Source organism: Streptomyces corallincola, from assembly GCF_019104725.1.
Lineage (GTDB): Bacteria > Actinomycetota > Actinomycetes > Streptomycetales > Streptomycetaceae > Streptomyces > Streptomyces corallincola.
Window position 1 is genome coordinate 158,045 of the sequence record NZ_JAHRXF010000002.1, and the last position, 23,691, is coordinate 181,735.

Annotated in this window: 26 protein-coding genes and 1 riboswitch; of the genes, 8 read left to right on the forward strand and 18 right to left on the reverse strand. The window is 71.4% G+C overall.

What is annotated here, in order from left to right; translation table 11 throughout:
- Window positions 1-28 precede the first annotated feature (28 nt).
- Window positions 29-152, reverse strand: a riboswitch (cobalamin riboswitch).
- 135 nt (window positions 153-287) lie between these two features.
- From mctP to nagB, 4 genes are all read right to left on the reverse strand, one after another.
- Window positions 288-1,898, reverse strand: coding sequence for a monocarboxylate uptake permease MctP (mctP, locus tag KUM39_RS02250; protein WP_217783623.1), 1,611 nt, complete (start codon window positions 1,896-1,898; stop codon window positions 288-290).
- A complete protein-coding gene (locus KUM39_RS02255; protein WP_217783624.1) occupies window positions 1,895-2,161 on the reverse strand; it encodes a DUF3311 domain-containing protein in 267 nt (88 codons plus the stop codon). The genes mctP and KUM39_RS02255 overlap by 4 nt, the downstream gene beginning before the upstream one ends.
- Window positions 2,162-2,339: 178 nt before the next feature.
- Window positions 2,340-3,104, reverse strand: a complete 765-nt coding sequence (locus KUM39_RS02260; RefSeq protein ID WP_217783625.1) for a GntR family transcriptional regulator — start codon at window positions 3,102-3,104, stop codon at window positions 2,340-2,342.
- Between the two features lie 193 nt (window positions 3,105-3,297).
- Window positions 3,298-4,083 carry a glucosamine-6-phosphate deaminase gene (gene nagB, locus KUM39_RS02265; protein ID WP_217783626.1) on the reverse strand — a complete coding sequence of 262 codons (786 nt, stop codon included), beginning with the start codon at window positions 4,081-4,083 and terminating at the stop codon, window positions 3,298-3,300.
- Between the two features lie 487 nt (window positions 4,084-4,570).
- Here nagB and KUM39_RS02270 point away from each other — a divergent pair, with 487 nt between their 5' ends.
- Window positions 4,571-6,046 (forward strand): sensor histidine kinase, encoded by a 1,476-nt coding sequence (locus KUM39_RS02270; protein ID WP_217783627.1) that lies wholly within the window; start codon window positions 4,571-4,573, stop codon window positions 6,044-6,046.
- A gap of 213 nt (window positions 6,047-6,259) precedes the next feature.
- On the opposite strand, the gene KUM39_RS02275 is transcribed toward KUM39_RS02270, so the two are convergent.
- Together KUM39_RS02275 and KUM39_RS02280 are read right to left on the reverse strand one after the other, a co-directional pair.
- Window positions 6,260-6,517: a WhiB family transcriptional regulator gene (locus KUM39_RS02275; RefSeq protein ID WP_016639615.1), complete on the reverse strand. Its 258-nt coding sequence runs from the start codon at window positions 6,515-6,517 to the stop codon at window positions 6,260-6,262.
- Window positions 6,518-6,838: 321 nt separating this feature from the next.
- The gene (locus KUM39_RS02280) at window positions 6,839-7,807 is read right to left on the reverse strand and encodes a diacylglycerol/lipid kinase family protein (protein WP_217783628.1); all 969 of its coding nucleotides are present in this window, start codon (window positions 7,805-7,807) and stop codon (window positions 6,839-6,841) included.
- 148 nt (window positions 7,808-7,955) lie between these two features.
- Here KUM39_RS02280 and KUM39_RS02285 point away from each other — a divergent pair, with 148 nt between their 5' ends.
- Window positions 7,956-8,432, forward strand: coding sequence for a hypothetical protein (locus KUM39_RS02285; RefSeq protein WP_217783629.1), 477 nt, complete (start codon window positions 7,956-7,958; stop codon window positions 8,430-8,432).
- Between the two features lie 37 nt (window positions 8,433-8,469).
- Here the strand turns inward: KUM39_RS02285 and KUM39_RS02290 are convergent, their stop codons facing one another.
- The 3 genes from KUM39_RS02290 to KUM39_RS02300 form a co-directional block, all read right to left on the reverse strand.
- Window positions 8,470-9,537 (reverse strand): RNA polymerase sigma factor SigF, encoded by a 1,068-nt coding sequence (locus tag KUM39_RS02290; protein ID WP_372455699.1) that lies wholly within the window; start codon window positions 9,535-9,537, stop codon window positions 8,470-8,472.
- A 17-nt stretch (window positions 9,538-9,554) separates the two neighbouring features.
- Window positions 9,555-9,968 carry an ATP-binding protein gene (locus tag KUM39_RS02295; protein ID WP_217783631.1) on the reverse strand — a complete coding sequence of 138 codons (414 nt, stop codon included), beginning with the start codon at window positions 9,966-9,968 and terminating at the stop codon, window positions 9,555-9,557.
- 386 nt (window positions 9,969-10,354) lie between these two features.
- A complete protein-coding gene (locus KUM39_RS02300; protein WP_217783632.1) occupies window positions 10,355-10,615 on the reverse strand; it encodes a UBP-type zinc finger domain-containing protein in 261 nt (86 codons plus the stop codon).
- Between the two features lie 60 nt (window positions 10,616-10,675).
- Here KUM39_RS02300 and KUM39_RS02305 point away from each other — a divergent pair, with 60 nt between their 5' ends.
- Complete coding sequence (locus KUM39_RS02305; protein ID WP_217783633.1) at window positions 10,676-12,268, forward strand: Na+/H+ antiporter; 1,593 nt, start codon at window positions 10,676-10,678, stop codon at window positions 12,266-12,268.
- Here KUM39_RS02305 and KUM39_RS02310 read toward each other — a convergent pair.
- Window positions 12,250-13,170, reverse strand: coding sequence for a 1-aminocyclopropane-1-carboxylate deaminase/D-cysteine desulfhydrase (locus KUM39_RS02310; RefSeq protein WP_217783767.1), 921 nt, complete (start codon window positions 13,168-13,170; stop codon window positions 12,250-12,252). The two genes, KUM39_RS02305 and KUM39_RS02310, sit on opposite strands and share 19 nt — an antisense overlap.
- A gap of 157 nt (window positions 13,171-13,327) precedes the next feature.
- Window positions 13,328-13,921 (reverse strand): N-acetylmuramoyl-L-alanine amidase, encoded by a 594-nt coding sequence (locus tag KUM39_RS02315; protein WP_217783634.1) that lies wholly within the window; start codon window positions 13,919-13,921, stop codon window positions 13,328-13,330.
- Between the two features lie 307 nt (window positions 13,922-14,228).
- On the opposite strand from KUM39_RS02315, the gene KUM39_RS02320 reads away from it, so the two are divergent.
- The 3 genes from KUM39_RS02320 (at window position 14,229) to KUM39_RS02330 (ending at window position 17,446) form a co-directional block, all read left to right on the forward strand.
- Window positions 14,229-15,635: a family 2B encapsulin nanocompartment shell protein gene (locus KUM39_RS02320; RefSeq protein ID WP_217783635.1), complete on the forward strand. Its 1,407-nt coding sequence runs from the start codon at window positions 14,229-14,231 to the stop codon at window positions 15,633-15,635.
- A 118-nt stretch (window positions 15,636-15,753) separates the two neighbouring features.
- Window positions 15,754-16,965, forward strand: a complete 1,212-nt coding sequence (locus KUM39_RS02325; protein ID WP_217783636.1) for a family 2 encapsulin nanocompartment cargo protein polyprenyl transferase — start codon at window positions 15,754-15,756, stop codon at window positions 16,963-16,965.
- 148 nt (window positions 16,966-17,113) lie between these two features.
- The gene (locus KUM39_RS02330; protein WP_217783637.1) at window positions 17,114-17,446 is read left to right on the forward strand and encodes a DUF952 domain-containing protein; all 333 of its coding nucleotides are present in this window, start codon (window positions 17,114-17,116) and stop codon (window positions 17,444-17,446) included.
- Between the two features lie 28 nt (window positions 17,447-17,474).
- On the opposite strand, the gene KUM39_RS02335 is transcribed toward KUM39_RS02330, so the two are convergent.
- From KUM39_RS02335 to sodN, 3 genes are all read right to left on the reverse strand, one after another.
- Window positions 17,475-17,894: a VOC family protein gene (locus tag KUM39_RS02335; RefSeq protein WP_217783638.1), complete on the reverse strand. Its 420-nt coding sequence runs from the start codon at window positions 17,892-17,894 to the stop codon at window positions 17,475-17,477.
- 9 nt (window positions 17,895-17,903) lie between these two features.
- A complete protein-coding gene (locus KUM39_RS02340) occupies window positions 17,904-18,305 on the reverse strand; it encodes a helix-turn-helix transcriptional regulator (RefSeq protein WP_217783639.1) in 402 nt (133 codons plus the stop codon).
- 129 nt (window positions 18,306-18,434) lie between these two features.
- Window positions 18,435-18,830 carry a superoxide dismutase, Ni gene (sodN, locus tag KUM39_RS02345; protein WP_217783640.1) on the reverse strand — a complete coding sequence of 132 codons (396 nt, stop codon included), beginning with the start codon at window positions 18,828-18,830 and terminating at the stop codon, window positions 18,435-18,437.
- A gap of 144 nt (window positions 18,831-18,974) precedes the next feature.
- Between sodN and sodX the strand changes: the two genes are divergently transcribed.
- Entirely contained in the window at window positions 18,975-19,436 is a 462-nt protein-coding gene (sodX, locus tag KUM39_RS02350) for a nickel-type superoxide dismutase maturation protease (protein WP_217783641.1), read from the forward strand.
- Here sodX and KUM39_RS02355 read toward each other — a convergent pair.
- Window positions 19,319-19,969 carry a CGNR zinc finger domain-containing protein gene (locus KUM39_RS02355; RefSeq protein WP_217783642.1) on the reverse strand — a complete coding sequence of 217 codons (651 nt, stop codon included), beginning with the start codon at window positions 19,967-19,969 and terminating at the stop codon, window positions 19,319-19,321. The two genes, sodX and KUM39_RS02355, sit on opposite strands and share 118 nt — an antisense overlap.
- 104 nt (window positions 19,970-20,073) lie before the next feature.
- On the opposite strand from KUM39_RS02355, the gene KUM39_RS02360 reads away from it, so the two are divergent.
- Window positions 20,074-20,841 carry a class I SAM-dependent methyltransferase gene (locus tag KUM39_RS02360; protein ID WP_217783643.1) on the forward strand — a complete coding sequence of 256 codons (768 nt, stop codon included), beginning with the start codon at window positions 20,074-20,076 and terminating at the stop codon, window positions 20,839-20,841.
- An 83-nt stretch (window positions 20,842-20,924) separates the two neighbouring features.
- Here the strand turns inward: KUM39_RS02360 and KUM39_RS02365 are convergent, their stop codons facing one another.
- From KUM39_RS02365 to KUM39_RS02375, 3 genes are read right to left on the reverse strand one after another with little or no spacing between them, the layout of a single operon-like run.
- Window positions 20,925-21,677, reverse strand: a complete 753-nt coding sequence (locus tag KUM39_RS02365; RefSeq protein ID WP_217783768.1) for an amino acid ABC transporter ATP-binding protein — start codon at window positions 21,675-21,677, stop codon at window positions 20,925-20,927.
- Window positions 21,678-21,724: 47 nt separating this feature from the next.
- Entirely contained in the window at window positions 21,725-22,657 is a 933-nt protein-coding gene (locus KUM39_RS02370) for an amino acid ABC transporter permease (protein WP_217783644.1), read from the reverse strand.
- Window positions 22,658-22,687: 30 nt separating this feature from the next.
- A complete protein-coding gene (locus tag KUM39_RS02375; protein ID WP_217783645.1) occupies window positions 22,688-23,632 on the reverse strand; it encodes an ABC transporter substrate-binding protein in 945 nt (314 codons plus the stop codon).
- Between the last annotated feature and the right edge of the window lie 59 nt (window positions 23,633-23,691).

A 23,691-nucleotide genomic window follows, 5' to 3' on the forward strand; every position in this document is an offset into this window, starting at 1 on the left:
ACGTCTGAAGCGCGCCCGTGCCAGGACGGCGGGGCGCACGCTGCCGACAGGTTTTCGGACTGGACGGGCGTGCCGCGGCACGCGAGTTCACCGTTGCGGGACAGTTCCGGATTCACACCGGATTCCCCTGCGGCGACAGCGAGGACGAGCATACATCTAGTGCCGGGGCGTGGTGTCACCCCCAGATGTTGTGTCTGCCGTGTGTCGCCGTGCCGGTGAGCGGCGGGGCCGGTCATGACGGAGGGCCGCCGGGACAGGTGTCCCGGCGGCCCTCGCGGCGCGGTGGTTCAGTGCCCAGCGCCCGACGCGGCGGATGGCAGATCCGCCTGTACGCCCCGGTCGCCCGCGTCCACCGTGTAGTCCTCCGGGCTGGTCTCGTCCACCCCGTCCGGCGCCTTCAGGGCCCGCAGCACGACCGTGAGTACCACCGTCACGACGACGTTCAGCACGAACGCCGTCAGACCGATGTAGCCGATCTCACCGATGCCCGGGATCTCCTTCGCCGAGCCGCCGAAGTGCTTCTGCGTCGGCGAGGCCACCCCGTACGCGGCGAGCGTGCCGTAGACCATGCCGACCGCCCAGCCCGCCAGCAGCGCCCAGCGGTGGAACCAGCGGGTGAACAGACCGCCGACCAGTGCCGGGAAGGTCTGGAGAATCCAGATGCCGCCCAGCAGCTGGAAGTTGATGGCGACCGTCTTGTCCATCGTCAGGACGAAGACCAGCGCGCCCACCTTCACCAGCAGGGACACGATCTTGGAGACCCGCGTCTCCTGCGCCGGTGTGGCGTCCGGGCGGATGAAGTCCCGGTAGATGTTGCGGGTGAACAGGTTGGCCGCCGCGATCGACATGATCGCCGCCGGGACCAGCGCGCCGATCCCGATCGCCGCGAACGCCACCCCCGCGAACCACGAGGGGAACATGTCCTCGAACAACTGCGGGATCGCCAGCTGCCCGTTGGTCACCTTCACCCCGGCCGCGATCGCCATGAACCCGAGCAGCGCCAGCAGGCCCAGCATCAGCGAGTACAGCGGCAGGATCGTGGTGTTGCGCCGGATCACCTCACGGCTGCGGGAGGACAGCGTCGCGGTGATCGAGTGCGGATACATGAACAGCGCCAGCGCCGAGCCGAGGGCCAGCGTGGCGTACGTCCACTGCCCCGCGGGCGCCGGTACGACCGAACCGACGCCGGTGCTCGCGTACTTCTCGCCCGCCGCCGCGAAGATGTGCCCGAACCCGCCCAGCTTGATCGGGATGTAGATGATCGCCACCGCGATCACGATGTAGATCAGCGTGTCCTTCACGAACGCGATCAGCGCGGGCGCCCGCAGCCCCGACGAGTAGGTGTACGCGGCCAGCACACCGAACGCGATCAGCAGCGGCAGGTCCTTCACGAACCAGTTGGTGCTCTCGCCGCCGCCCACGCCCATCACGTCCAGCACGGCCTGGATGCCGACCAGTTGGAGCGCGATGTACGGCATGGTGGCGAGGATGCCGGTGAGCGCCACCGCCAGCGACAGCCCCCTGGACCCGAACCGCCCGCGCACGAAGTCCGACGTGGTGACGTACCCGTGCCGGTGCGAGACCGACCAGAGCCGGGGCAGGAAGGTGAAGATCAGCGGGTACACCAGGATCGTGTACGGCACCGCGAAGAACCCGGACGCGCCCGCCGCGTAGATCGCCGCCGGGACGGCCACGAAGGTGTAGGCGGTGTACAGGTCGCCACCGAGCAGGAACCACGTGATCCAGGTGCCGAACGACCGGCCGCCCAGCCCCCATTCGTCGAGGGTGTGCTCGGTCTCGGCCCGGCGCCAGCGCGCGGCGAGGAAGCCCATGACCGTGACGGCCACGAAGAAGAAGATGAAGACGCCGAGCGCGACGCCGTTGACGCCGTCCTTCATCGCGCCGCCCCCTTGCCGTCCGCGCCCCCGCGACCCGCCCGGTCCCGCTTCCACAGCTTGTACGCGAGCATCGTGAGCGCCGTCGAGATCAGCACCCAGAGCATCTGGTACCAGTAGAAGAACGGGATGCCGATGAACGTCGGGTCGGTCTTGGCGTACGAACCCACCCACAGCATCGCCACGAACGGCGCGAGCAGGCACACGCCGATGACGACCCGCACCGGTGTCACCACCGGCGGTCTCACTTCAGGTGTTTCGGACATGCCACGGCTCCGTCCCCTCGTTGATCACCTGTGTGACGTGCGGGCAATCTAGTGACGGGGCGGCGGCGGGGGAAGACCCCGCTCACATCTCGGCCGGTCGATCTGGCGTTTGAGGTGTGACGAAGCCGTGCAGGTGACGGCGGTGGAGCGTCCCGGCGGGCGGGTCCCGGCGGGGCGCTCAGTCCAGCGGGCGCTTGAGCCGGGCGACGAACTTGTACCGGTCGCCCCGGTACACCGAGCGCACCCACTCCACCGGCCGCCCCGCGTGGTCCAGGGAGTGCCGGGAGAGCATCAGCATCGGCAGACCCACGTCGGTGCCCAGCAGCCCCGCCTCGCGGGGGGTGGCCAGCGAGGTCTCGATGGTCTCCTCGGCCTCGGCCAGATGCACGTCGTACACCTCGGCGAGCGCCGTGTAGAGCGACGTGTACTTCACCAGCGAGCGGCGCAGCGCCGGGAAGCGCTTGGCCGACAGGTGGGTGGTCTCTATCGCCATCGGCTCGCCGTTGGCCATCCGCAGCCGCTCGATGCGCAGCACCCGGCCGCCCGCGGTGATGTCCAGCAGCCCGGCGAGCCGCTCGTCCGCCGTGACGTACCCGATGTCGAGCAGCTGCGAGGTGGGCTCCAGGCCCTGCGCCCGCATGTCCTCGGTGTACGAGGTGAGCTGGAGCGCCTGCGAGACCTTCGGCTTGGCGACGAACGTGCCCTTGCCCTGGATGCGCTCCAGGCGGCCCTCGACCACCAGCTCCTGGAGGGCCTGGCGGACGGTGGTGCGGGAGGTGTCGAACTCGGCCGCGAGCGTGCGCTCGGGCGGCACCGGTGTGCCGGGGGACTGCGTCTCCGTCATGTCGAGCAGGTGCTTCTTCAAGCGGTAGTACTTGGGCACGCGCGCGGTACGGACCACGGTCCCCGCCTCGTTCCCCGCACTGCCGACCTCGGTGCTCATGTTCTGCCTTCCCGGCTCCGGATGCCGAAATCGGCCGGCATCCCCTCGGCCACGGTTCTCATCGTGGCACGGCACGGGCGCACGGGCCCCACCCGCACCCTCCGTGATCTCCTCTGTATAGCGCCGGACCCGCTTTTGGTCTAGTCCACAGACCGGCCCTGGTGGGGACGGGTGGGCCGGGGCCCCGGGCGGCTCAGATGCCCTGCCACTCCGGCTTGTCCGCCCAGGTGTGGCGGAAGTAGTCGGCCAGCTTCAGCTTGGAGGCGGCGGCCTCGTCCACGACGACGGTGGCGTGCGGATGCAGCTGGAGCGCCGAGGCCGGGCAGACGGCGGCGACCGGGCCCTCCACGGTCGCGGCGACCGCGTCCGCCTTGCCCTCCCCGGTGGCCAGCAGGACGAGGTGCCGGGCCTCCAGGATGGTGCCGATGCCCTGGGTGATCACATGGTGCGGGACCTGCGTGACGTCTCCGTCGAAGAAGCGCGCGTTGTCGATCCGGGTCTGCTCGGTGAGCGTCTTGATCCGGGTGCGCGAGGCGAGCGAGGAGCACGGCTCGTTGAACCCGATGTGCCCGTCCGTGCCGATCCCCAGCAGTTGCAGATCGACGCCCCCGGCCGCCGCGAGCGCCCGGTCGTACGCCGCGCAGGCCCCCGGCACGTCGGCCGCCGTGCCGTCCGGGCCGAGGAAGGCGTCCATGCCGATGCCGAGCGGCTCCAGCACCTCGCGGGCGAGCACCGAGCGGTAGGACTCGGGGTGGTCGGCGGGCAGGCCCACGTACTCGTCGAGCTGCGCTATCCGGGCGTGGGAGACGTCCGCCGTGCCCGCGCGCACCCGGGCGGCCAGCGCCCGGTACACGGGCAGCGGGGTGGACCCGGTGGCCACCCCGAGCAGGGCGTCGGGCCTGCGCCGCAGCAGCGCGGCCAGGGCCTCGGCGATCAGCTCGCCGCCCGCCTGCGCGTCCGGGACGATGACAACTTCCACGCTGGGTCCGCCGTTCTGAGAGGTCGGTGGAGGGGCCGGTGAAGAGGCTAGTGGTTTAGACCAATCTAGCAGAGCGGTCCCCGTCGGCCCAGGGGAGAACGGGGTCCGGGCCCCTGTTCCCGGCCCGCGGTGCCCCCGCCGGGACCCCTTCTCGCCGGGCGCCCGGGACGCGTACCGCCGGGCGCATGGACAGGCCGCGTGGTCTAGTCCAGAATGCACGAGGACGCTCTGTTCGAGGTGTCGAACGGGTGTCCCGTACGCAGGACCGAACAGCTTCCGTCCTCCCCGCACAGGAGGGCGGACCGAGGAGACCCGCGGCTCTCTGCCCTGACTGCCCCGACTCCTCGGCCTTCGGCCGACGGGGCCGCACACCCCGTGGCCGATGATGCTCCGGGCTGCGGTGCCGGGAGGGCTGAGGGTCCCTCCCAGGCGCCGCGGCCCGCGGGTGTTTTTTCCGGCCTCCGGAGACCCCCGGTACGCTCGGACCGTGCCCTCCATGAACGAACTCGTACGCCAGCACACCGCTCTCGGTGACTCCGACCTGGAGTGGCTGCACCTGCTGGTCTCGGAGTGGCAGCTGCTCTCCGACCTCTCCTTCGCCGACCTCGTGCTGTGGGTGCCGACCAGCGACGGCGCCCGGTACGTCTCGGTGGCGCAGATGCGCCCCAACACCGGGCCCACCTCCTACCAGGACGACATGGTCGGCCACCTCGTCCCGCGCGGGCGCCGCCCCATGCTGGACGCGGCCCTGGACGAGGGGCGCATCGTGCGCGAGGGCGACCCGGAGTGGCGCGAGGAGGTCCCGGTCCGCGTCGAGTCGATCCCGGTGCGCCGCGAGGGCCGGGTGCTCGGTGTGATCGCCCGCAACACCAACCTGCTCACCGTGCGCACCCCGAGCCGTCTGGAGCTGACCTACCTCCAGAGCGCCTCCGACCTCGCGCAGATGATCGCTGCCGGATCGTTTCCCTTCCCGGAGCAGCAGGTGGACATGGACGCCTCGCCGCGCGTCGGCGACGGTCTGATCCGGCTGGACGCGGACGGCATCGTCCAGTACGCCTCACCGAACGCGCTCTCCGCGTACCACCGGCTGGGGCTCGCCGCCGACCTGCTCGGCCAGGAACTCGGCCAGACCACCGCCGAACTCGCCCCGACGCGGGGCCCGGTGGACGAGGCGCTGGCCAAGGCGGCGAGCGGCTGGGCGCCCCGCGAGTTCGAGATCGAGGCCAGCGACGGCGTCATCCAGTTCCGTGCCATCCCGCTCAAACCCAAGGGCACCCGCATCGGTTCACTCGTGCTCTGCCGGGACGTCACCGAACTGCGCCGCCGCGAGCGCGAGTTGATCACCAAGGACGCGACCATCCGGGAGATCCACCACCGGGTGAAGAACAACCTCCAGACGGTGGCGGCCCTGTTGCGGCTCCAGGCCCGGCGCATCGAGTCCGAACGCGGGCGGGAGGCACTGGAGGAGGCGGTCCGCCGGGTCGGCTCGATCGCCATCGTCCATGAGACGCTGTCCCAGAACCTGGACGAGCGGGTGGAGTTCGACGACATCGCGGACCGGGTGCTGGCGATGGTCGCGGAGATCTCGCCGGGCAAGGTGACCGGCCGTCGCACCGGGCGCTTCGGGATACTCGACGCCGAGATCGCCACCCCGCTGTCGATGGTGCTCACCGAGATCCTGCAGAACGCGCTGGAACACGGCTTCCGGCAGGGCGACACCGGCACCGTCGAGGTCTCGGCGGTACGCGGCGGCACCACCAAGGAGGCCCGGCTGCTGGTCACCGTGCAGGACGACGGCGTCGGCCTGCCCGAGGGGTTCGACCCGCACCGCTCGGGCAACCTCGGCCTGCAGATCGTACGGACCCTGGTGGAGGGCGAGTTGGGCGGCACCTTCGACATGGTCCCGGCGCCGGGGCACGGGACGCGGGTGATCCTGGACCTTCCGGTACCGGCGCAGAAGTAGCGCGACCGGCTTGTCCGGCAGGGGAGTCGCCGGTTCCGGACCAGCCGTCCCGGACAGCAAAAAGCCCCGGACCATGAGGTCCGAGGCTCGTGCTCGCTGCTGCTCTGCTCACGCTAAGCGCATCGGGGGTACTGCGCGCTGCGGCTCGGGGGCGGGAGATGCGTACGCGCTGTACGCGCCGCCAAGCTCAGGCTGTCGGCAGGGTGGGAGTTGTCAGGCGGAGGCCTGACGAGCCCGGTTGCGGGCGGCGCGGCGCTTCATGGCGCGACGCTCGTCCTCGCTGAGACCACCCCAGACGCCGGAGTCCTGACCGGACTCGAGCGCCCACTGCAGACACTGCTCCATCACCGGGCAGCGACGGCAGACGGCCTTGGCTTCCTCGATCTGCAGCAGCGCGGGACCGGTGTTGCCGATGGGGAAGAAGAGCTCGGGGTCTTCCTCGCGGCAAACGGCGTTGTGACGCCAGTCCATGGCTGCTACCTCTCCTTGGTATTTCACGTACGGTGCTTGTGAATGTGAACGCTTTCACGAATCCCTCAACAAGTGAAGGGCCGATCACCGAGGCTTCCCACGGTGAGGTCCTGAGTTCGAAGAGGGGTTCCGGTGGTCTACGGGAGCCGATGTCGCGGGCCGTCCCGACCGCCACGTAGAGACTCGCAAACCTCAGCGGCGGATACAACCCCTTCTGGAAGATTTTTTTTGATTCCTCGGTGTCAACTGGCTCACAGCCGTACTTCCAGAGGGTGGAGTGTGGCCTAAACGTTCGAGTGAAAGGACTTTCGGTCGTTCCGCTCACACAATCACACGCAGTGCGCGGCGTACGCCTGTGAACGTCACGCTCGTTCGCAGCCCCAGGTGGTCGCCGTCCATCTGAAGGGGCAGCGGCGCCTTCGAATGCAAGGTGAACCGGTCCAGGTCGTGCAGGGCCGCGGCATGCCTGCCGTGGGGTCCCCGCTCGGGGGACGAACCGAGCAATTGCACCGCGTACCGGGCGACCGAGGTGGTCGAGAGGCGGCTGAGACCGAGTACGTCGAGTCCGGCGTCGAACGTGGCCCTGGGGGAGGTGTACATCGGGCGATTGCCGAGATACGTCCACGGCGAGGTGTTCGACACTATGGCGACCACGAGTTCGGACAGCGGTTCCGCGTCCGGGCGTTCCAGTGTGATCGTCCCGTGCCGCCGGTGCTGCTCGCCGAGGAATTGCCGGACCACCTGACGCACGTACAGCGCGTGGGTGGATTTCCTGCCCAACTCCCGCTGCTGCTCGACCCGGCCCACCACACCCGCGTCGAATCCCAGTCCGGCGTTGAAGGTGAACCAGCGGTCCGGCACCGCCTCGTCCTCGGTGCCCGGCGTGCCCGAGGCCAGCCCGAGCCCGACGACCCGCTCCCGGCGCTCGCGCAGCGCGTCCAGCAGCGCGCCGGTCGCCTCGACCGGGTCGTTGGGGAGCCCGAGGGCCCGCGCGAAGACGTTGGTGGAACCGCCGGGCACCACCGCGAGCCCCGGCAGCCGGTCCGGGTCGGGGCCGTCGTGCAGCAGTCCGTTGACCACCTCGTTGACGGTGCCGTCGCCGCCGAGCGCCACGACCAGCTCGACGTCGTCGCTCTCGGCCGCCTGCCGACCGAGGTCGCGGGCGTGACCCCGGTACTCCGTGGCCACCACGTCCAGCTTCATCTCGCTGGCGAGCGCGTGGATCAGGACGTCGCGTCTGCGTGCGCTGGTGGTGGTTGCCGCCGGGTTGACCACGAGAAGTGCACGCATGCAGGGCAGCGTACCTACTGGGAAGTACCCGGCCCAGACCGAGGTGTGGATCGGGTAAGAGGAGAGGGCGTGAGTCCGGACACGCGGGGGCCGTGAGCCCGGACACGCCCCGGCCCCGGCGCGTACGGCACGGGGCTACGCTTCCGGGGTGAGCAGTGAGCAGAACACCACCCCGGAGCGGAACACCCCCGCGGTCGGCGGCACCGCCGAGCAGGGGGCGCCGAACGGACCCCGCCCGCGCCGTCTGACGTACGCCGCCGCACTGGCCGCGCTGGAGGGCGCCGGGCTGGTCGTCGGCGGCGGGTGGACGCTGGTCCTCGGCCTCACCGGAAACCCCGACGGCCGCCAGCAGGCCCTCACCCTGGGCGTCACCCTGATCGTGCTGGCCCTGCTCCCGCTGCTCGCCGCGCGCGGACTGCTGCTGCGCCGGAGCTGGAGCCGGGGCCCGGCCGTCATCACCCAGCTCATGGCCCTGCCGGTCGCCTACAACCTGCTCCAGGCCGAGAGCATGGCGATCCCGGTCGGCATCGTGCTGGCCGTCGTCGCCATCGCCTCGCTGGTCCTGCTGGTGAACCCGGCGACGACCCGCGCCCTGGGCATCAGGACGCCGGGCCGCACGGAGTAGCCCCCGCCGTCCGGGAGGGCCGTCCGCGCCGGGTCGCCTACTCCTCGACGAGCAGCCGTTCCCGCAGCTGGGCCAGGGTGCGGGCCAGCAGCCGGGAGACGTGCATCTGCGAGATGCCGACCTCCTGCGCGATCTGCGACTGGGTCATGTTCCCGAAGAACCGCAGCAGCAGGATGCGCTTCTCGCGCGGCGGCAGATCCTCCAGCAGCGGCTTCAGGGACTCGCGGTACTCGACGCCCTCCAGCGCCTCGTCCTCCGCGCCCAGGGTGTCCGCGACCGCCGGTGACTCGTCGTCGGTGTCGGGCACGTCCAGGGAGAGCGTGGAGTAGGCGTTGGCGGACTCCAGGCCCTCCAGCACCTCCTCCTCGGAGATGGCGAGCTTCTCGGCCAGTTCGTGCACGGTCGGGGAACGGCCGTGCAGCTGCGACAGCTCCGCGGTCGCCGTGGTCAGCGCGAGCCGCAGCTCCTGGAGCCGACGCGGCACCCGCACCGCCCAGCCCTTGTCCCGGAAGTGCCGCTTGATCTCACCGACCACGGTCGGGGTGGCGTAGGTGGAGAACTCCACCCCGCGCTCCGGGTCGAAGCGGTCCACCGACTTGATGAGACCGATGGTGGCGACCTGGGTGAGGTCGTCCAGCGGCTCGCCCCGGTTGCGGAACCGGCGCGCCAGGTGCTCGACCAGCGGCAGATGCATCCGCACCAGCCGGTTGCGCAGCTCCGCGTACTCGGGGCTGCCGTCCTTGAGCGTGCGCAGCTCGACGAAGAGCGCACGCGCGCCACTGCGGTCCTGCGGGTCGTGCCGCCCGGCCCGCACCGGCTCGGCGCCCGCGTCCTTCTCGGCGTACCGCTCGTGCTCGCTCATCGTCCCGCCCGTAGCCCTTCCCCCGGCCCTCGCCCGCGCGCCGGGCGCGGAACCGGCCCCGTCGCGCTCCGCGGAGGGTGTGCTCCGCACGGTGCCGTCGCCGCCCCCGGCGGCGTCCTGCTCCGGGTGCGGTCTGGCCTGCTCGGGGATGGCCTCGACGCCTTCCGGCACCCGCCGTGCGTCGTCGGCCGAGCCGCCGTCCCCCGTCCGCAGCTCGCGTGTGCCGCGCTCTTCGTCCCGCACCGGACCGTCCCCGTTCCTCACGCCGGACCGGGGCCGGCGCCGCGCTGTTTGTAGAGGCTGATGGACACCGTCCGGTCCTCGTCCACGGCGGACGACACCTTGCCCGCGAGCGCCGAGAGCACCGTCCAGGCGAAGGTGTCGCGGGAGGGCGCGTGGCCGTCGGTGGTCGGCGCGGCCACGGTGACCTCGAGGGAGTCGTCCACCAGCCGGAAGACGCAGCTCAGCACCGAGCCGGGCACGGCCTGCTGGAGGAGGATCGCGCACGCCTCGTCCACGGCGATACGGAGATCCTCGATCTCGTCCAGGGTGAAGTCCAAACGAGCCGCGAGACCGGCCGTGGCCGTACGCAGCACCGACAGGTAGGCACCCGCGGCAGGCAGCCGGACTTCCACGAAGTCCTGGGTCGCGGGCTCGCCAGCGATCTGGGACACCCTCACCTCCAAGGTGGTACAGGCTTTACGGGGCCGAGGGTCGCCCCCCGGAGTAACGCACACGTGCTTCCGCGGTGACGCTATCGCGCTGCGAACGGTCTTGTCCTCGGGACCCCGACCCTGGCGTCACTCACAGTAAAGCTCCGGACACGCTCCGTGTCTAGGGGGTCGGCGCTCCCAAATGGGAAGTACGTGCGCCGGGTTGACGTACCCGGACCCCGGACGCCCGAACCTTCCCGGCGGCGCCCCGGCGGCGGCGCGCTGCCCCCGCAGGTGCAGTGTCACACGAGCAGGGGGTCGCGCACACGTGTGCGGCACCGGCGGGACGGCCCCGTGGGCGCCGGGCCGTCCCGGTCGTCGGACCGGGCCGTCCCGCCGGTGCCGGGTCAGGCCAGGACGTGGTCCACGAAGCACCACCGCCAGTTCTCGCCGGGCTCGTGGGTGCGCATCACGGGGTGCCCGGTGGACTCGAAGTGCTCCGTCGCGTGCCGTCCCGGCGAGGAGTCGCAGCAGCCGACATGGCCGCAGGACAGGCAGATCCGGAGCTGCACCGGGTGCGTGCCCCGCGCGAGGCACTCCGGGCAGGTCTCGCTCAGCGGTATGGGCTCCGGGTGCGGCAATGCCTCGACGTGCGTGCACTGTTTCATGATGGCCAGATTACGACGGGTGTGCGGGTGGCCGCGCGAAAACGAGGGTGGGCGAGAAGTATGGACGTGATGCCGCTGCTGTTGCTGGTGGCGGGCAGTGCGGCGGTCGCGGCGGCGGCCCGGCGCGGCCCGGTTCCGGCACCGCTGCTGCTGGTCGCGGTGGGCCTGGCCGTCTCCTACGTCCCCGGCGTGCCCGACTACACCCTCGACCCCGAGGTCGTCCTGCCGCTGCTGCTGCCCCCGCTGCTCTACACGTCCGCGAGCGACAGCTCGTACCTCGGGCTGCGCGCCCAGGTCAGGCCGGTGGCGCTGCTCTCCGTCGGGTACGTGCTGTTCGCCACCTTCGTCGTCGGCTGGGTCGCGTACCGGCTGGTCCCCGGACTGCCGCTGACCGCCGCGCTGGTGCTCGGCGCGGTCGTCGCGCCGCCGGACGCGGTCGCCGCCACCGCGGTCGCCCGCCGGGTCGGGCTGCCGTCCCGGATCACCACCATCCTCCAGGGCGAGTCCCTGATGAACGACGCCACCGCGATCACCGCGTACAAGGTGGCCCTCGCGGCGGCCGTCGGTGAGGGCGCCACCTGGGCGGGCGGCATCCTGGAGTTCGTGATCGCCGCCGTAGGCGGTGTCGGGGTCGGCCTGGTGCTCATGGCGCCCCTGCACTGGCTCCGCACCCACCTGCGGGAACCACTGATCCAGAACACCCTCTCCCTGCTGATCCCGTTCGCCGCCTACGCCATCGCGGAGCAGGTGCACGCCTCCGGTGTGCTCGCGGTGGTCGTCGTCGCGCTCTACCTCGGGCATCGCGCCTGGGAGGTCGATTTCGCCACCCGTCTCCAGGAGGACGCGGTGTGGAAGATGGTCGCCTTCGTCCTGGAGTCGGCGGTCTTCGCGCTGATCGGCCTCCAACTGCCGGTCGTGCTCAAGGGAATCGTGGAGTACGCGGGCGGGCGGGCCGCCTGGTACGCCGTCGCGCTGTTCGCCGCCGTGGTCGTCACCCGGTTCGTCTGGGTCTACCCGGCCACCTTCCTGCCCCGGCTGCTGTCGGCGCGGGTGCGGCGGCGCGAGCAGAACCCGACCTGGCGGGGCGCGATGGTCACCTCGTGGGCCGGGATGCGGGGCGTGGTCTCGCTCGCCATCGCCTTCTCCATCCCGGCCACCGTGCACGGCGCCCCCTTCCCGGAGCGCAACCTGATCCTGTTCCTGACGTTCACCACCGTCATCGGCACCCTGGTCGTGCAGGGGCTGAGCCTGCCCCCGATGATCCGGCTGCTGCGCTTCCCCGGCCGGGACCGGCAGGCCGAGACGCTCGCGGAGGCCAACGCCCAGGCGCAGGCGTCGCTGGCCGCCGAGACCCGCCTCGACGAACTCCTCACCGACGAGCGCAACGCGCTGCCCCCGCCGCTCGCCGACCGGCTCCGCCGGGCCCTGGAGCGCCGCCGCAACGCCGTCTGGGAACGGCTCGGCCAGGCCAACCCGGTCACCGGCGAATCCGTGGACGACACCTACAGCCGACTGTCCCGCGAGATGATCGGCGCCGAACGCGCGGTCTTCGTCCGGCTGCGGGACGGGCGCTTCATCGACGACGAGATGCTGCGGGCGCTGCTGCGGAGACTGGACCTGGAGGAGGCGGCGATCTACCGCGAGGCGGGGTAGAGCGCCTGCGGGCGCCCTTCGTCCGGGAACGGGCGCCCGGTGATCACCGCCGCGACCGACGACCCGCGCGGGAACGCCCCTTCGGCGGCCAGGGCGACCAGTCCCCACAGCAGCTTGGCGACATAGAGGCGTTCCACACCGAACCCGTGCCGCTGCTCGAAGTCCCTTGCGAACGCGTCCAGTTCGGGTGTCGTGCGGGCGTAACCCCCGCAGTGGAAACGGTCGTCGAGGGACCACGTGCCGGTGCGGGCGCCGAACGCGCGCTCCTGGAGGGCCCGCACCTCGCCGCCGAGGAATCCGCCCTTCAACACCGGTACGCCCAGCGCCCGTTGCCCCGCGTCGAGTCCCGCGGCGAGGCCCGCGAGGGTGCCGCCGGTGCCGCAGGCGACGGCCACCGTGTCGGCGGCGCCCCGCAGTTCGGCGCCGAGGGCACGGCAGCCGCGTACCGCCGCGGTGTTGCTGCCGCCCTCCGGGACGACGTACGCGTCCTCCGCGTCCGCCGCGCGCAGCAGCGCCGCCAGGATCTCCGGCTCGTGCTTGCGCCGGTACGCCGCCCGGTCCGCGAAGTGCAGCCGCATGCCGTCGGCCGCGCACCGGGCCAGCGACGGGTTCAGCGGGCGCCGGGCCAGTTCGTCGCCGCGCACCACGCCCACGGTGCCGAAGCCCAGCAGGCGGCCCGCCGCCGCCGTCGCCCGCAGATGGCTGGAGTACGCCCCGCCGAACGTGACCAGCGGGCGGCCCCCCGCCGCTACCAGGTTCGGCACCAGCTTGCGCCACTTGTTGCCGATCAGCTCCGGGTGGATCAGATCGTCCCGCTTGAGCAGCAGCCGTACGCCGTACCGCTCGAACCGGTCGTCCCGGACGGGGACCAGGGGGGAGGGGAGCCGGGGTGTGACGGTCAGAGGGTCGCCGGGGTGGACACCGGGGTCGGTGCCGGACGGGTCTCCGGGATTCGTCGCGGGCTGCTTCCCGGGATCGGCGCTGGTCACGTCCCCATTGTTCCGGGCCGCCCGGCGGGCCCGCGCGCCGGGGCGGGCGGGGGAGTGGCGGTGGCCGGGGTCAGTCCTTGAGGCGCTCCTCGATCCGGCCGCGCAGCCAGGACATGGTGAAGCCGCGCGGATCGATCTTGCCCGGCTGCCACTCCAGATGGCCGATGACCGAGCGTTCGGTCCAGCCGTGATGGCGGCAGATCGCGGCCGAGGCCCGCACGATGGTCTCCAACTGGGCCTTCGGCCAGGGGTCTTCGCCGTCACCGAGGTTCTCGCACTCGAAGCCGTAGAAGTGCGGGTTGCCGTCGGTGTTCGCCTCGTTGTCGGGCGGCAGGCGCTTCTCCGCGATCACCGCGCGCAGTACGTCGTCGTCACCGAGCCCGGCGTGGTTGGCGCGGCCGTGGCCGACGAGGTGCAGTGTGCCGTCCTTGGTGATCACGCCGTGGCAGAGCGGGCCCGGCAGATCGGGGCGGCCGTCGCGGCAGAGCCGTACGGTCGCCGCGCTGCCCGTGGTCGCCGTGTGGTGGATCATCACGCCGTTCACGGGCCCCCAGGGCCCCTTGTGGTCGCGGTTGTGGTGCCGCCAGTCGCCTTCCTCCACGACGCGGACACCCTCGGCCCGCAGTGCGGCCAGGAACGCGCTCGCGGACATGGGTGTGGCCACGGCGGCCTCCTTCGGGTCGTGCCGCGGAGCCGCCCGTCGCGGCCCCGTCGTACCGGTGGTGCTCCTGTTGCGCGGGCTTGTCCCGCTGCTTCTCCAACGAGCGTTCGGGGCCCCGGCGTTCACTTGGGGGGCGAACCGGTCCGAAACGGCGCCGGGCGGGCCGCGATCCCCCTTTCTGCCCAGTAGTGCGATGATCCATTCCCCCTCTTTCGGGTAATGGCGTGCGCACGGTGCGTGATGGAAAGCTCGGGTGCGAGACCGGTGTGCGACTCGGCACCGGCCACATACATCGAGAGGGATTCTTTCTATGTCGGTAGGCGAAGAGGTCCGCACGGAACAGGGGAAGCCGCAGCAGTCCCTCGGCACCGCGGCTGCGCGGAACCTGGCCACCACCACCAAGTCCGTCCCGCAGATGCAGGAGATCACCTCCCGCTGGCTGCTGCGCTCCCTCCCCTGGGTGGACGTGCAGGGCGGCACGTACCGGGTGAACCGGCGGCTGACGTTCGCGGTCGGGGACGGCCGCATCACGTTCGTCAAGACCGGCGACCAGGTCGAGGTCATCCCCGCCGAACTGGGCGAACTCCCCGCGCTGCGCTCGTACGAAGACCTGGAGACGCTCTCCGAACTGGCCCGCCGCTGCCGCCGCCGGGACTACGCGCCGGGCGAGGTGGTCGCCTCCTTCGGCAGCCGTACGGAAGAGGTGCACCTGCTGGCCCACGGCCGCGTCGAGAAGGTCGGCACCGGCCCGTACGGCGACGACGCGGTGCTCGAAGTGCTCGGTGACGGCTCCTACTTCGGTGAGCAGGCCCTGCTCGACCCGGAGGCCATCTGGGAGTACACCGCCCGCGCCGACACCGCGTGCACGATGCTGACCCTGAGCCGTCAGGACTTCGAACAGGTCGCCGAGCGCTCCGATTCGCTGCGCGAGCACCTGGAGGAGCTGCGCACGCTGCCCGACCAGGACACCAACAAGTACGGCGAGAAGGCCGTCGAGCTGGCGTCCGGCCACAGCGGCGAGGCCGACATCCCGCACACCTTCGTGGACTACGACGCCCGTCCCCGCGAGTACGAACTGAGCATCGCCCAGACCGTGCTGCGCATCCACTCCCGTGTGGCCGACCTCTACAACCAGCCGATGAACCAGACCGAGCAGCAGCTGCGGCTCACGGTCGAGGCGCTGAAGGAGCGCCAGGAACACGAGCTGGTCAACAACCGGGACTTCGGCCTGCTGCACAACTGCGAGTACGACCAGCGCCTCCAGCCGCACGACGGGGTGCCCAGCCCGGACGACCTGGACGAACTCCTCAGCCGTCGGCGCGGCACCAAGTTCTTCCTGGCCCACCCGCGCGCCATCGCGGCCTTCGGGCGCGAGCTGAACAAGCGCGGACTGAACCCGGAGACCATCGACCTCGGCGGCAACCGCATCCCGACCTGGCGCGGGGTGCCGTTGTACCCGTGCAACAAGATCCCGGTCACCCCGGAGCGCACCACCTCGATCATCGCCATGCGTACCGGCGAGGCCGAGCAGGGTGTGATCGGCCTGCGCCAGTCCGGCATCCCGGACGAGATCGAGCCGAGCCTGTCGGTGCGGTTCATGGGCATCAACGAGCAGGCGATCATCAAGTACCTCGTGACGGCGTACTACTCGGCGGCCGTCCTCGTCCCCGACGCCCTCGGCGTCCTGGAGAACGTCGAGATCGGCCGGTGGCGGTGACGCCGGTCCACCGCACCGGTACGTTCCCGCCCTCCGGGGCGGGAGCGCACCGGGGGTACGTGTCCCGCGGGTCCGGGGCGACCCGCGGGATCGGGGAGGGTCAGGGGGAGGGATGCGCATGGCCGAGTTCATGACGGAGACCACGAAGTCCCCGGCGGGTGTCGGTGAACAGCGCGGCCCGCGACCGGGCGGGGACCCGGCGGACGCCGGGCGGCCGCACGGGCGGCTCGACGGGCCTCCCGACGCGCGGCTCGACGGTCTTCTCGACGCGTCTCCCGACGCGCGGCTCGAAGGCCATGAGGCGGCCGTCCTCCTGGAGCGCACCCGCGACCGGGTGGACCCCGAACTCCGCGCGGCGCTGGGCACGTTGCCGACCGCCATGCGCCGCGTGTCGCTCTACCACTTCGGCTGGCAGCACACGGACGGCAGCCCGGCCACCGGCAACGCGGGCAAGGCGATCCGGCCCGCGCTGGTCCTCGCGGCGGCCGCCGCGCTCGGCGGTACGGCGGCCGGTACGGCGGCGGTCCGTGCCGCAGCCGCGGTCGAACTGATCCACAACTTCACGCTGTTGCACGACGACGTGATGGACCGCGACACCGCGCGCCGCCACCGCCCCACGGCCTGGACGGTGTTCGGGGTGCCCGACGCGATCCTCGCCGGGGACGCCATGCAGGCGCTCGCGCTCCGGCTGCTGGCCGAGGACCCGCACCCCGCCGCCGCGCGGGCCGCCGCCCGGCTGGCGCACTGCGTCGTGGAACTCTGCGAGGGCCAGCACACCGACACCGCGCTGGAGAGCCGCCCGCCGCACGAGGTGACGCTCGCCGAGGTGCTCACGATGGCCGAGGCCAAGACCGGCGCGCTGCTCGGCTGCGCCTGCGCACTCGGCGCGCTGTACGCGGGCGCCGACGACGACGCGGTGGCCGCGATGGACGGGTTCGGGCGGCAGGCCGGGCTCGCCTTCCAGCTCATCGACGACGTGATCGGCATATGGGGCGACCCGCGCCGCACCGGCAAACCCGCCGGTGCCGACCTCGCGGTCCGCAAGAAGTCCCTGCCGGTCGTCGCCGCCCTCACCTCCGGCACCCCGGCGGCGGCCGAACTCGCCGCGCTCTACAGCCGCCCGCACCTCCCCGACGCGGGCGGCGACGACGGCGGGATCGCGCGCATCACCCTCGCCGTCGAGCGGGCGGGCGGCCGGGACTGGGCCCAGGCCGAGGCGGCGGACCGGATGGCACGGGCCATGCAGGAACTGACCCGTGCCGTACCCGTGCCGGAGGCGGCGGGCGGGCTGCTGTCCCTGGCGGAGTTCGTCACCCGCCGCTCCAGCTGACCCACCCGGCCCTTCCCGGCCCGGACCCCGGAGCCCCCGGGTCCGCGCGGCCCCTGACCCCGCGCGGCCCCGGTGGCCCCGGTCACACTCCGGCCCCGCGCACCCCCACTGCGCGCGGGGCCGGTTCCAGCGGCTCTACGGTGGCCGTATGCCGAAACTCCCCCCGATCCTCCACCTCACCGAGCGGGCCCACTGGGAAGCGGCCCGCGCGGCGGGCTCGTACGAACGCTCCACGCGGGGTCGCACGCTCGCGGAGGAGGGCTTCATCCACTTCTCCACCCGCGACCAGCTCCCGCGCGTGGCCGCCTTCCTCTACGGCGCCGACGGCCCGCACGACCTCGTGGTCCTGGTGGTGGACCCCAATGTCCTGACGGCACCGCTGAAATGGGAGGTCATGCCCCCGCACGGCGAGGAGTTCCCGCACCTGTACGGCCCGCTGCCGGTGTCGGCGGTGGTGGCCGTGGAGGAGTGGGAACGCTGAGCCGAGCTGCGGAGGCGGGGAACCCGGCTCAGTCGGCGGACGGCCGCTGAAGGAACCGCAGCATGTTCCCGGCCGGGTCCCGGAACGCGCAGTCCCGCACGCCGTACGGCTGGTCGGTGGGCTCCTGGAGCACGTCCCCACCTGCCTCGCGGACCCGCGCGTACAGCGCGTCGCAGTCGGCGGTGGTGAAGATGACGCCCCGCAGCAGCCCCTTGGCGAGCAGCTCCGCGACGGCCCGCTTGTCGGCGGGGGAGATGTCGGGGCTCGCGCCCGGCGGCTCCAGCACGATCTCCACGTCCGGCTGGAGCGGCGACCCCACGGTCACCCACCGCATCCCCTCGAAGCCCACGTCGTCGCGGACCTCCATACCGAGCACGTCACAGTAGAAGTGCAGCGCCTTGTCGTGGTCGTCCACGGCGATGAAACACTGCTTGAGTCTCAGGTCCATGCGTCCACGCTAGGTGGTGAGCCTTCTGCGGGGCCTGGTCAGTGACCGTGCCACGCAGGGCGGAATCACGGCGCTCTCCTCGTGCGGAGCCGCGCGGTAGGCGCTCGGCGTCCGCCCCACCAACTCCGTGAACCGCGAGCTGAACGACCCCAGCGACGTGCACCCCACTGCGAAGCACACCTCGGTCACGCTCATCCCCCCGCCCCGCAGCAACGCCTTCGCGCGTTCCACCCGCCGCGTCATCAGATACGCGTACGGCGTCTCCCCGTAGGCCGCGCGGAAACTCCGCTGGAAATGCCCCACCGACATGTGCGCCCCGCGCGCCAGCTCCGCCATGTCCAACGCCTCGGCGAACTCCCGGTCCATCCGGTCCCGGGCCCGCCTGAGCCGCCGCAGATCGTCCAGTTCCACCACCTCAGCCTGACACAGGGCGGGAAAAGACCGCACCCGGCCCGCGAACCCGCCCGAACGCGGCGGTGTGCGGACCGGGTGCGGCCGGAAATCCTCGGCGACCTCGGCCGGAAGGGTGCCCCGGAGGGGTCAGGCCTTCTTGGTCTCCCAGAAGATCTTGTCGATCTGGGCGATGTAGTCCAGCGCCTTCTGGCCCGTCGCCGGGTCGGTGGACGCCTTGGCGGCCGAGAGGGCCTTCAGGGTGTCGTTGACGAGCTGGTGCAGCTCGGGGTACTTCTCGAAGTGCGGAGCCTTGAAGTAGTCACTCCAGAGCACGGACACGTGGTGCTTGGCCAGCTCCGCGCGCTGCTCCTTGATGACCGTGGCGCGCGCCTGGTAGTGCGCGTCGTCATTGCCGGCCATCTTCTCCTGGACGGCCTTCACGGACTCCGCCTCGATGCGGGCCTGGGCCGGGTCGTACACGCCGCAGGGCAGGTCGCAGTGGGCGCTGACCTGGACCTTGGGGGCAAACAGGCGGGAAAGCATGGAGCATTCCTTCCTCGTGATCGTCTTCTCAGGTGCGACATTACTCCCTGAGAGGCGTGTTTTCCTGGGTGCCCCCTTGGGCCCGGGACGAAAGTCCGGGGTCAGACTGGGACTGGTGGAGCAACGGACCGGGGAGGTGCCGGAATGCCGGAGCTGTCGCGGGAGACGGAGCGGGACCGAGGGCCGGAGGCGGGCCGGGGCGGGGGCGGGGCGCCGCCGTTCGGTCTTGCCGAGGTGACCGGCCCGTCGATGGTGCCCACCCTGCGCCACGGCGACCGCCTGCTGCTGCGGTACGGAGCCGCGATCAGGCCGGGTGACGTCGTCGTCCTGCGCCACCCCTTCCAGCAGGACCTGCTGGTCGTCAAACGTGCCGTGGAGCGGCGCGAGGGCGGCTGGTGGGTGCTCGGGGACAACCCGTACGCCGGGGGCGACAGCACCGACTACGGGGTGGTGCCCGAGGACCTCGTCCTCGGGCGGGCCTGGCTGCGCTACCGGCCGCTCGGCGCCGACCGGCGCTCCCCGTTCGGGGTGGCCCGCTGGGCGCTCTCCGCCGCGCGCCCGCTGCTCTCCGGCCGCTCGGCCTCCAGACGTTTGCGGGCCCGGTAGGCGGCCACGTTGGCACGGGTCGCGCAGCGGTCCGAGCAGTAGCGCCGGGAGCGGTTGGTGGACGTGTCGAGGTAGGCGTTGCGGCACGGCGCGGCCTGGCACAGCCCGAGCCGGTCCACGCCGAACTCCGTGAGGTGGAAGGCGAGCCCCATCGCGGCGATGGCGGCGAACCCGGCGGTGGCGTTGGACGGGTGGTCGGCCAGGTGCATGTGCCACAGCGGGCGGCCGTCGTCGTCGCGGTGGTCGTGCCCGGAGATCTGCGGGCTGACCGGGAACTCCAGCAGCAGCGAGTTGAGCAGGTCCACCGCGAGCGTCTCGTCGCCCCCGTCGGCCGCCTCGAAGACCGACCGCAGACGCGCCCGCACCGACCGGAACCGGGTCACGTCGGCGTCCGTCGCGCGCCGCGCGGCCGAGGAGTTGGCGCCGAACAGGTCGCGGACCGCCTCGACCGAGGTCAGCACGTCCTTGCCCCGGACCGGCTCCTCGCTGTTGACGAGACGTACGGCGTAATCCGAGTAATAGGCGAGTTCCACTTATAGTCCTTACGGTGGTGCTCTAGGGTCGGTCCGCGCGGTCGGGTAACAGCCGGTCGTGGTTCAAGGGTATTACGTGGCTGCTGCGGAGAACGGGGTCTTTCATGAGCGACGGCGTCGGCGTCACCGGTACGGACTGGGCGGCCTGGCAGCGGAGCTGGGACCGGCAGCAGGAGTGGTACATGCCCGACCGGGAGGACCGGTTCCGGATCATGCTGGACATGGTGGAGGCCCTCGCCGGTCCCGCGCCCCGCGTCCTCGACCTCGCCTGCGGCACCGGCACCGTCACCGCCCGGCTCCTCGACCGCTTCCCCGGTGCCGTCAGCACCGGCGTCGATCTCGACCCGGCCCTGCTGGCCATCGCCCGCGGCACCTTCGACGGCGACGACCGGGTCACCCTCGTCACCGCCGACCTCAAGGACCCCGGCTGGACCGGCCTGCTGCCGTACGACGCGTACGACTGCGTGCTCACCGCGACCGCGCTGCACTGGCTGCGCAGCGAACCGCTCGCCGTGCTCTACCGGCAGCTCGCCCAACTGGTGCGCGACGGCGGGGTGTTCATGAACGCCGATCACATGATCGACGAGGCCACGCCCCGGATCAACGCCGCCGAGCGTGCCCAGCGGCACGCCCGGATGGACCTGGCACGGAAGCGGGGCGCCCTCGACTGGGCCGACTGGTGGGCGCTCGCCGCCGCCGACCCGGTCCTCGCCGGACCGACCGCCCGCCGCTTCGAGATCTACGGCGAGCACGCCGACGGCGACATGCCCTCCGCCGCCCGGCACGCCGAGATCCTGCGCGCCGCCGGGTTCGCGGAGGCCCGGCCGGTCTGGTGCTCGCCGTCCGACACGCTGCTCCTCGCCGTCAAGTAGCCCACCGGGCACACGGAACGAGGGGCGGTACGGGACATCCCGTACCGCCCCTCGTCCGAGAACCGTCGCTCACGCCCCGACGGTCAGAGCACCTTGGACAGGAACGACTGGGTCCGCTCGTGCCGCGGATTGGTGAGCACCTCGCGCGGGTGGCCGGACTCGACGACCACGCCGTCGTCCATGAAGACCAGGCTGTCGCCGACCTCGCGGGCGAAGCCCATCTCGTGCGTGACGACGACCATCGTCATGCCCGACTCGGCCAGGTCCCGCATGACGTCCAGGACGTCACCGACCAGCTCCGGGTCGAGCGCCGAGGTCGGCTCGTCGAACAGCATCAGCTTGGGGTCCATCGCCAGCGCGCGGGCGATGGCCACCCGCTGCTGCTGGCCGCCGGAGAGCTGCGAGGGGTAGTTCCCGGCCTTGTCGGCCAGCCCCACCCGCTCCAGCAACTGCGTCGCCCGCTCGCGGGCCTGCGCCCGGCTGACGCCCTTGACCTGCACCGGAGCCTCGATGACGTTCTCGACGGCCGTCATGTGCGGGAACAGGTTGAAGCGCTGGAACACCATGCCGATGTCCCGCCGCTTCAGCGCGACCTCGCTGTCCTTCAGCTCGTACAGCCGGTCGCCCTTCTGGCGGTAGCCGACCAGCTCGCCGTCCACCCACAGGCGCCCGGCGTTGATCTTCTCCAGGTGGTTGATGCACCGCAGGAAGGTGGACTTGCCGGAGCCGGACGGGCCGATCAGGCAGAACACCTCGCCGGGCCGGACCTCCAGGTCGATGCCCTTGAGGACCTCCACCGGACCGAAGGACTTGTGCACGCCCTCCGCCCGGACCATCGGCACGTCCCGCTTCCGCGCGGTCTCCGTGGTGCTGGGCTGCTCGCTCATGCCGTGACCTTCCTGCTGGAGAAGGTCGTCAGATGCGCCCTGACCTTCTGCCACGGGGTCGGCGGCAGGCTCCGGCTGGAGCCGCGGGCGTAGTACCGCTCGACGTAATACTGGCCCACGCTCAGCACCGAGGTCATGATCAGGTACCAGGCGGCGGCGAGGAAGTACATCTCCACCGGGGCACCGGAGTTCTGCCCGATGTCCTGGGCGTAGCGGAACAGTTCGGGGTACTGGACGACCGACACCAGGGAGGTCGTCTTCAGCATGTTGATGACCTCGTTGCCGGTGGGCGGCACGATCACCCGCATGGCCTGCGGGATGACGATCCGGCGCAGCGTCTTCCCGTGGCTCATGCCGAGCGCGTGCGCGGCCTCCGTCTGGCCCTCGTCCACCGCGAGCAGACCGGCGCGGCAGATCTCCGCCATGTACGCGGCCTCGTTGAGACCCAGGCCGAGCAGCGCCGTCAGGAGCGGGGTCATGAAGTCCGACCACTCGTCCTTGTAGAGTGGCCCGAGGTTGATGTACTGGAAGACCAGGCCCAGGTTGAACCAGACGACGAGCTGGACCAGGACCGGGGTGCCCCGGAAGAACCAGATGTAGAACCAGGCGATCGAGGAGGTCACCGGGTTCTTCGACAGCCGCATCACCGCGAGGACGATGCCGCCCACGATGCCGATCACCATCGACAGGACCGTCAGCAGCAGGGTCTTGCCGACGCCGGTGAGGATGCGGTGGTCGAAGAAGTAGTCCGGTACGGCACCCCAGTTGATCTTGCCCTGGCTGAACGCGTACACGATCGCGGCGAGCAGGGCGAGGGCGACCACGGCGGACACGTACCGCCCGTAGTGCCGTACCGGAATGGCCTTGACGGCCTCCGGACCGGCCGGGGGAGTGCCCGGCGTCCCGGCCGCCTTGTCGGTGTCAGTCACAGATACCGCCTCTCGTGGCCGTCGCGCGGATCACTTGCCGCCGTTGACCACGGAGCTCTGGACGGCGCCGTCCTGGGCGCCCCACTTCTTCAGGATCTTCGCGTACTCGCCGTTCTTGATCACGGCGTTCATCGCGGCCTGGACCGCGTCCCGCAACTGGGTGTCGTCCTTGGCGACCGCGATGCCGTACGGCGCGGCCTCGACCTGGTCGCCGACGATCTGGAAGTCCTTGCCGCCGCCGGAGGTCTTGACCGCCCAGGCGGCCACCGGGAAGTCGGAGGACGCCGCGTTCACGCCGCCGGAGCGGAGCCGGGTCTGGGACTGCTGGTCGTCGTCGAACGCCTCGATGGCGAGCTTCTTGCCCGCCGGACACTTCTTGGCCTCGGCCTTGGCCAGGTCCTGCGAGACGGTGCCGCGCTCGACGGCGATCTTCTTGCCGCACAGGTCGCTCCAGGACGTGATGCCCTGGGTGTCGCCCTTGCGCGTGTAGATCGAGACGCCCGCGGTGAGGTAGTCCACGAAGTCCACGCCCTCGCCGACCTTCTTGCCGGTGTCCGGGTCCACGCCGTCCTGGCGGTTCTTGTTGTCCGTCATGGCCGACATGGCGATGTCGTAGCGGCCGGAGCGCAGGCCGGTGAGGAGCGAGTCGAAGGTGCCGTTCTCGAAGGTGAGCTTCACGCCGAGCTGCTTGCCCAGGGCGGCGGCGAGGTCCGGGTCCAGGCCGACGATCTTGCCGGAGGCGTCCTTGAACTCCACCGGGGCGTACGCGATGTCCGAGCCGACCATGATCTCGCCCTTGTCGCGGATCTCCTTCGGCAGCTTCGACGCGAGCGGCGCGCTGTCGGCCGTGGCGGAACCGGAGTCCTTCTTGGTCTGGTCACCGCAGCCCGTGAGCAGCAGGGCGCCCGCGACCGCGACGGCACCCACCGCGGCGATCCGGGAGCGGGCGGTCGAACGGGTGAGGCTTGCGGTCATCGTGGTCCTCCGGCGGATGGGTGGCGGTGCCGACGGGCAGTGGGAAACACACACCTTCG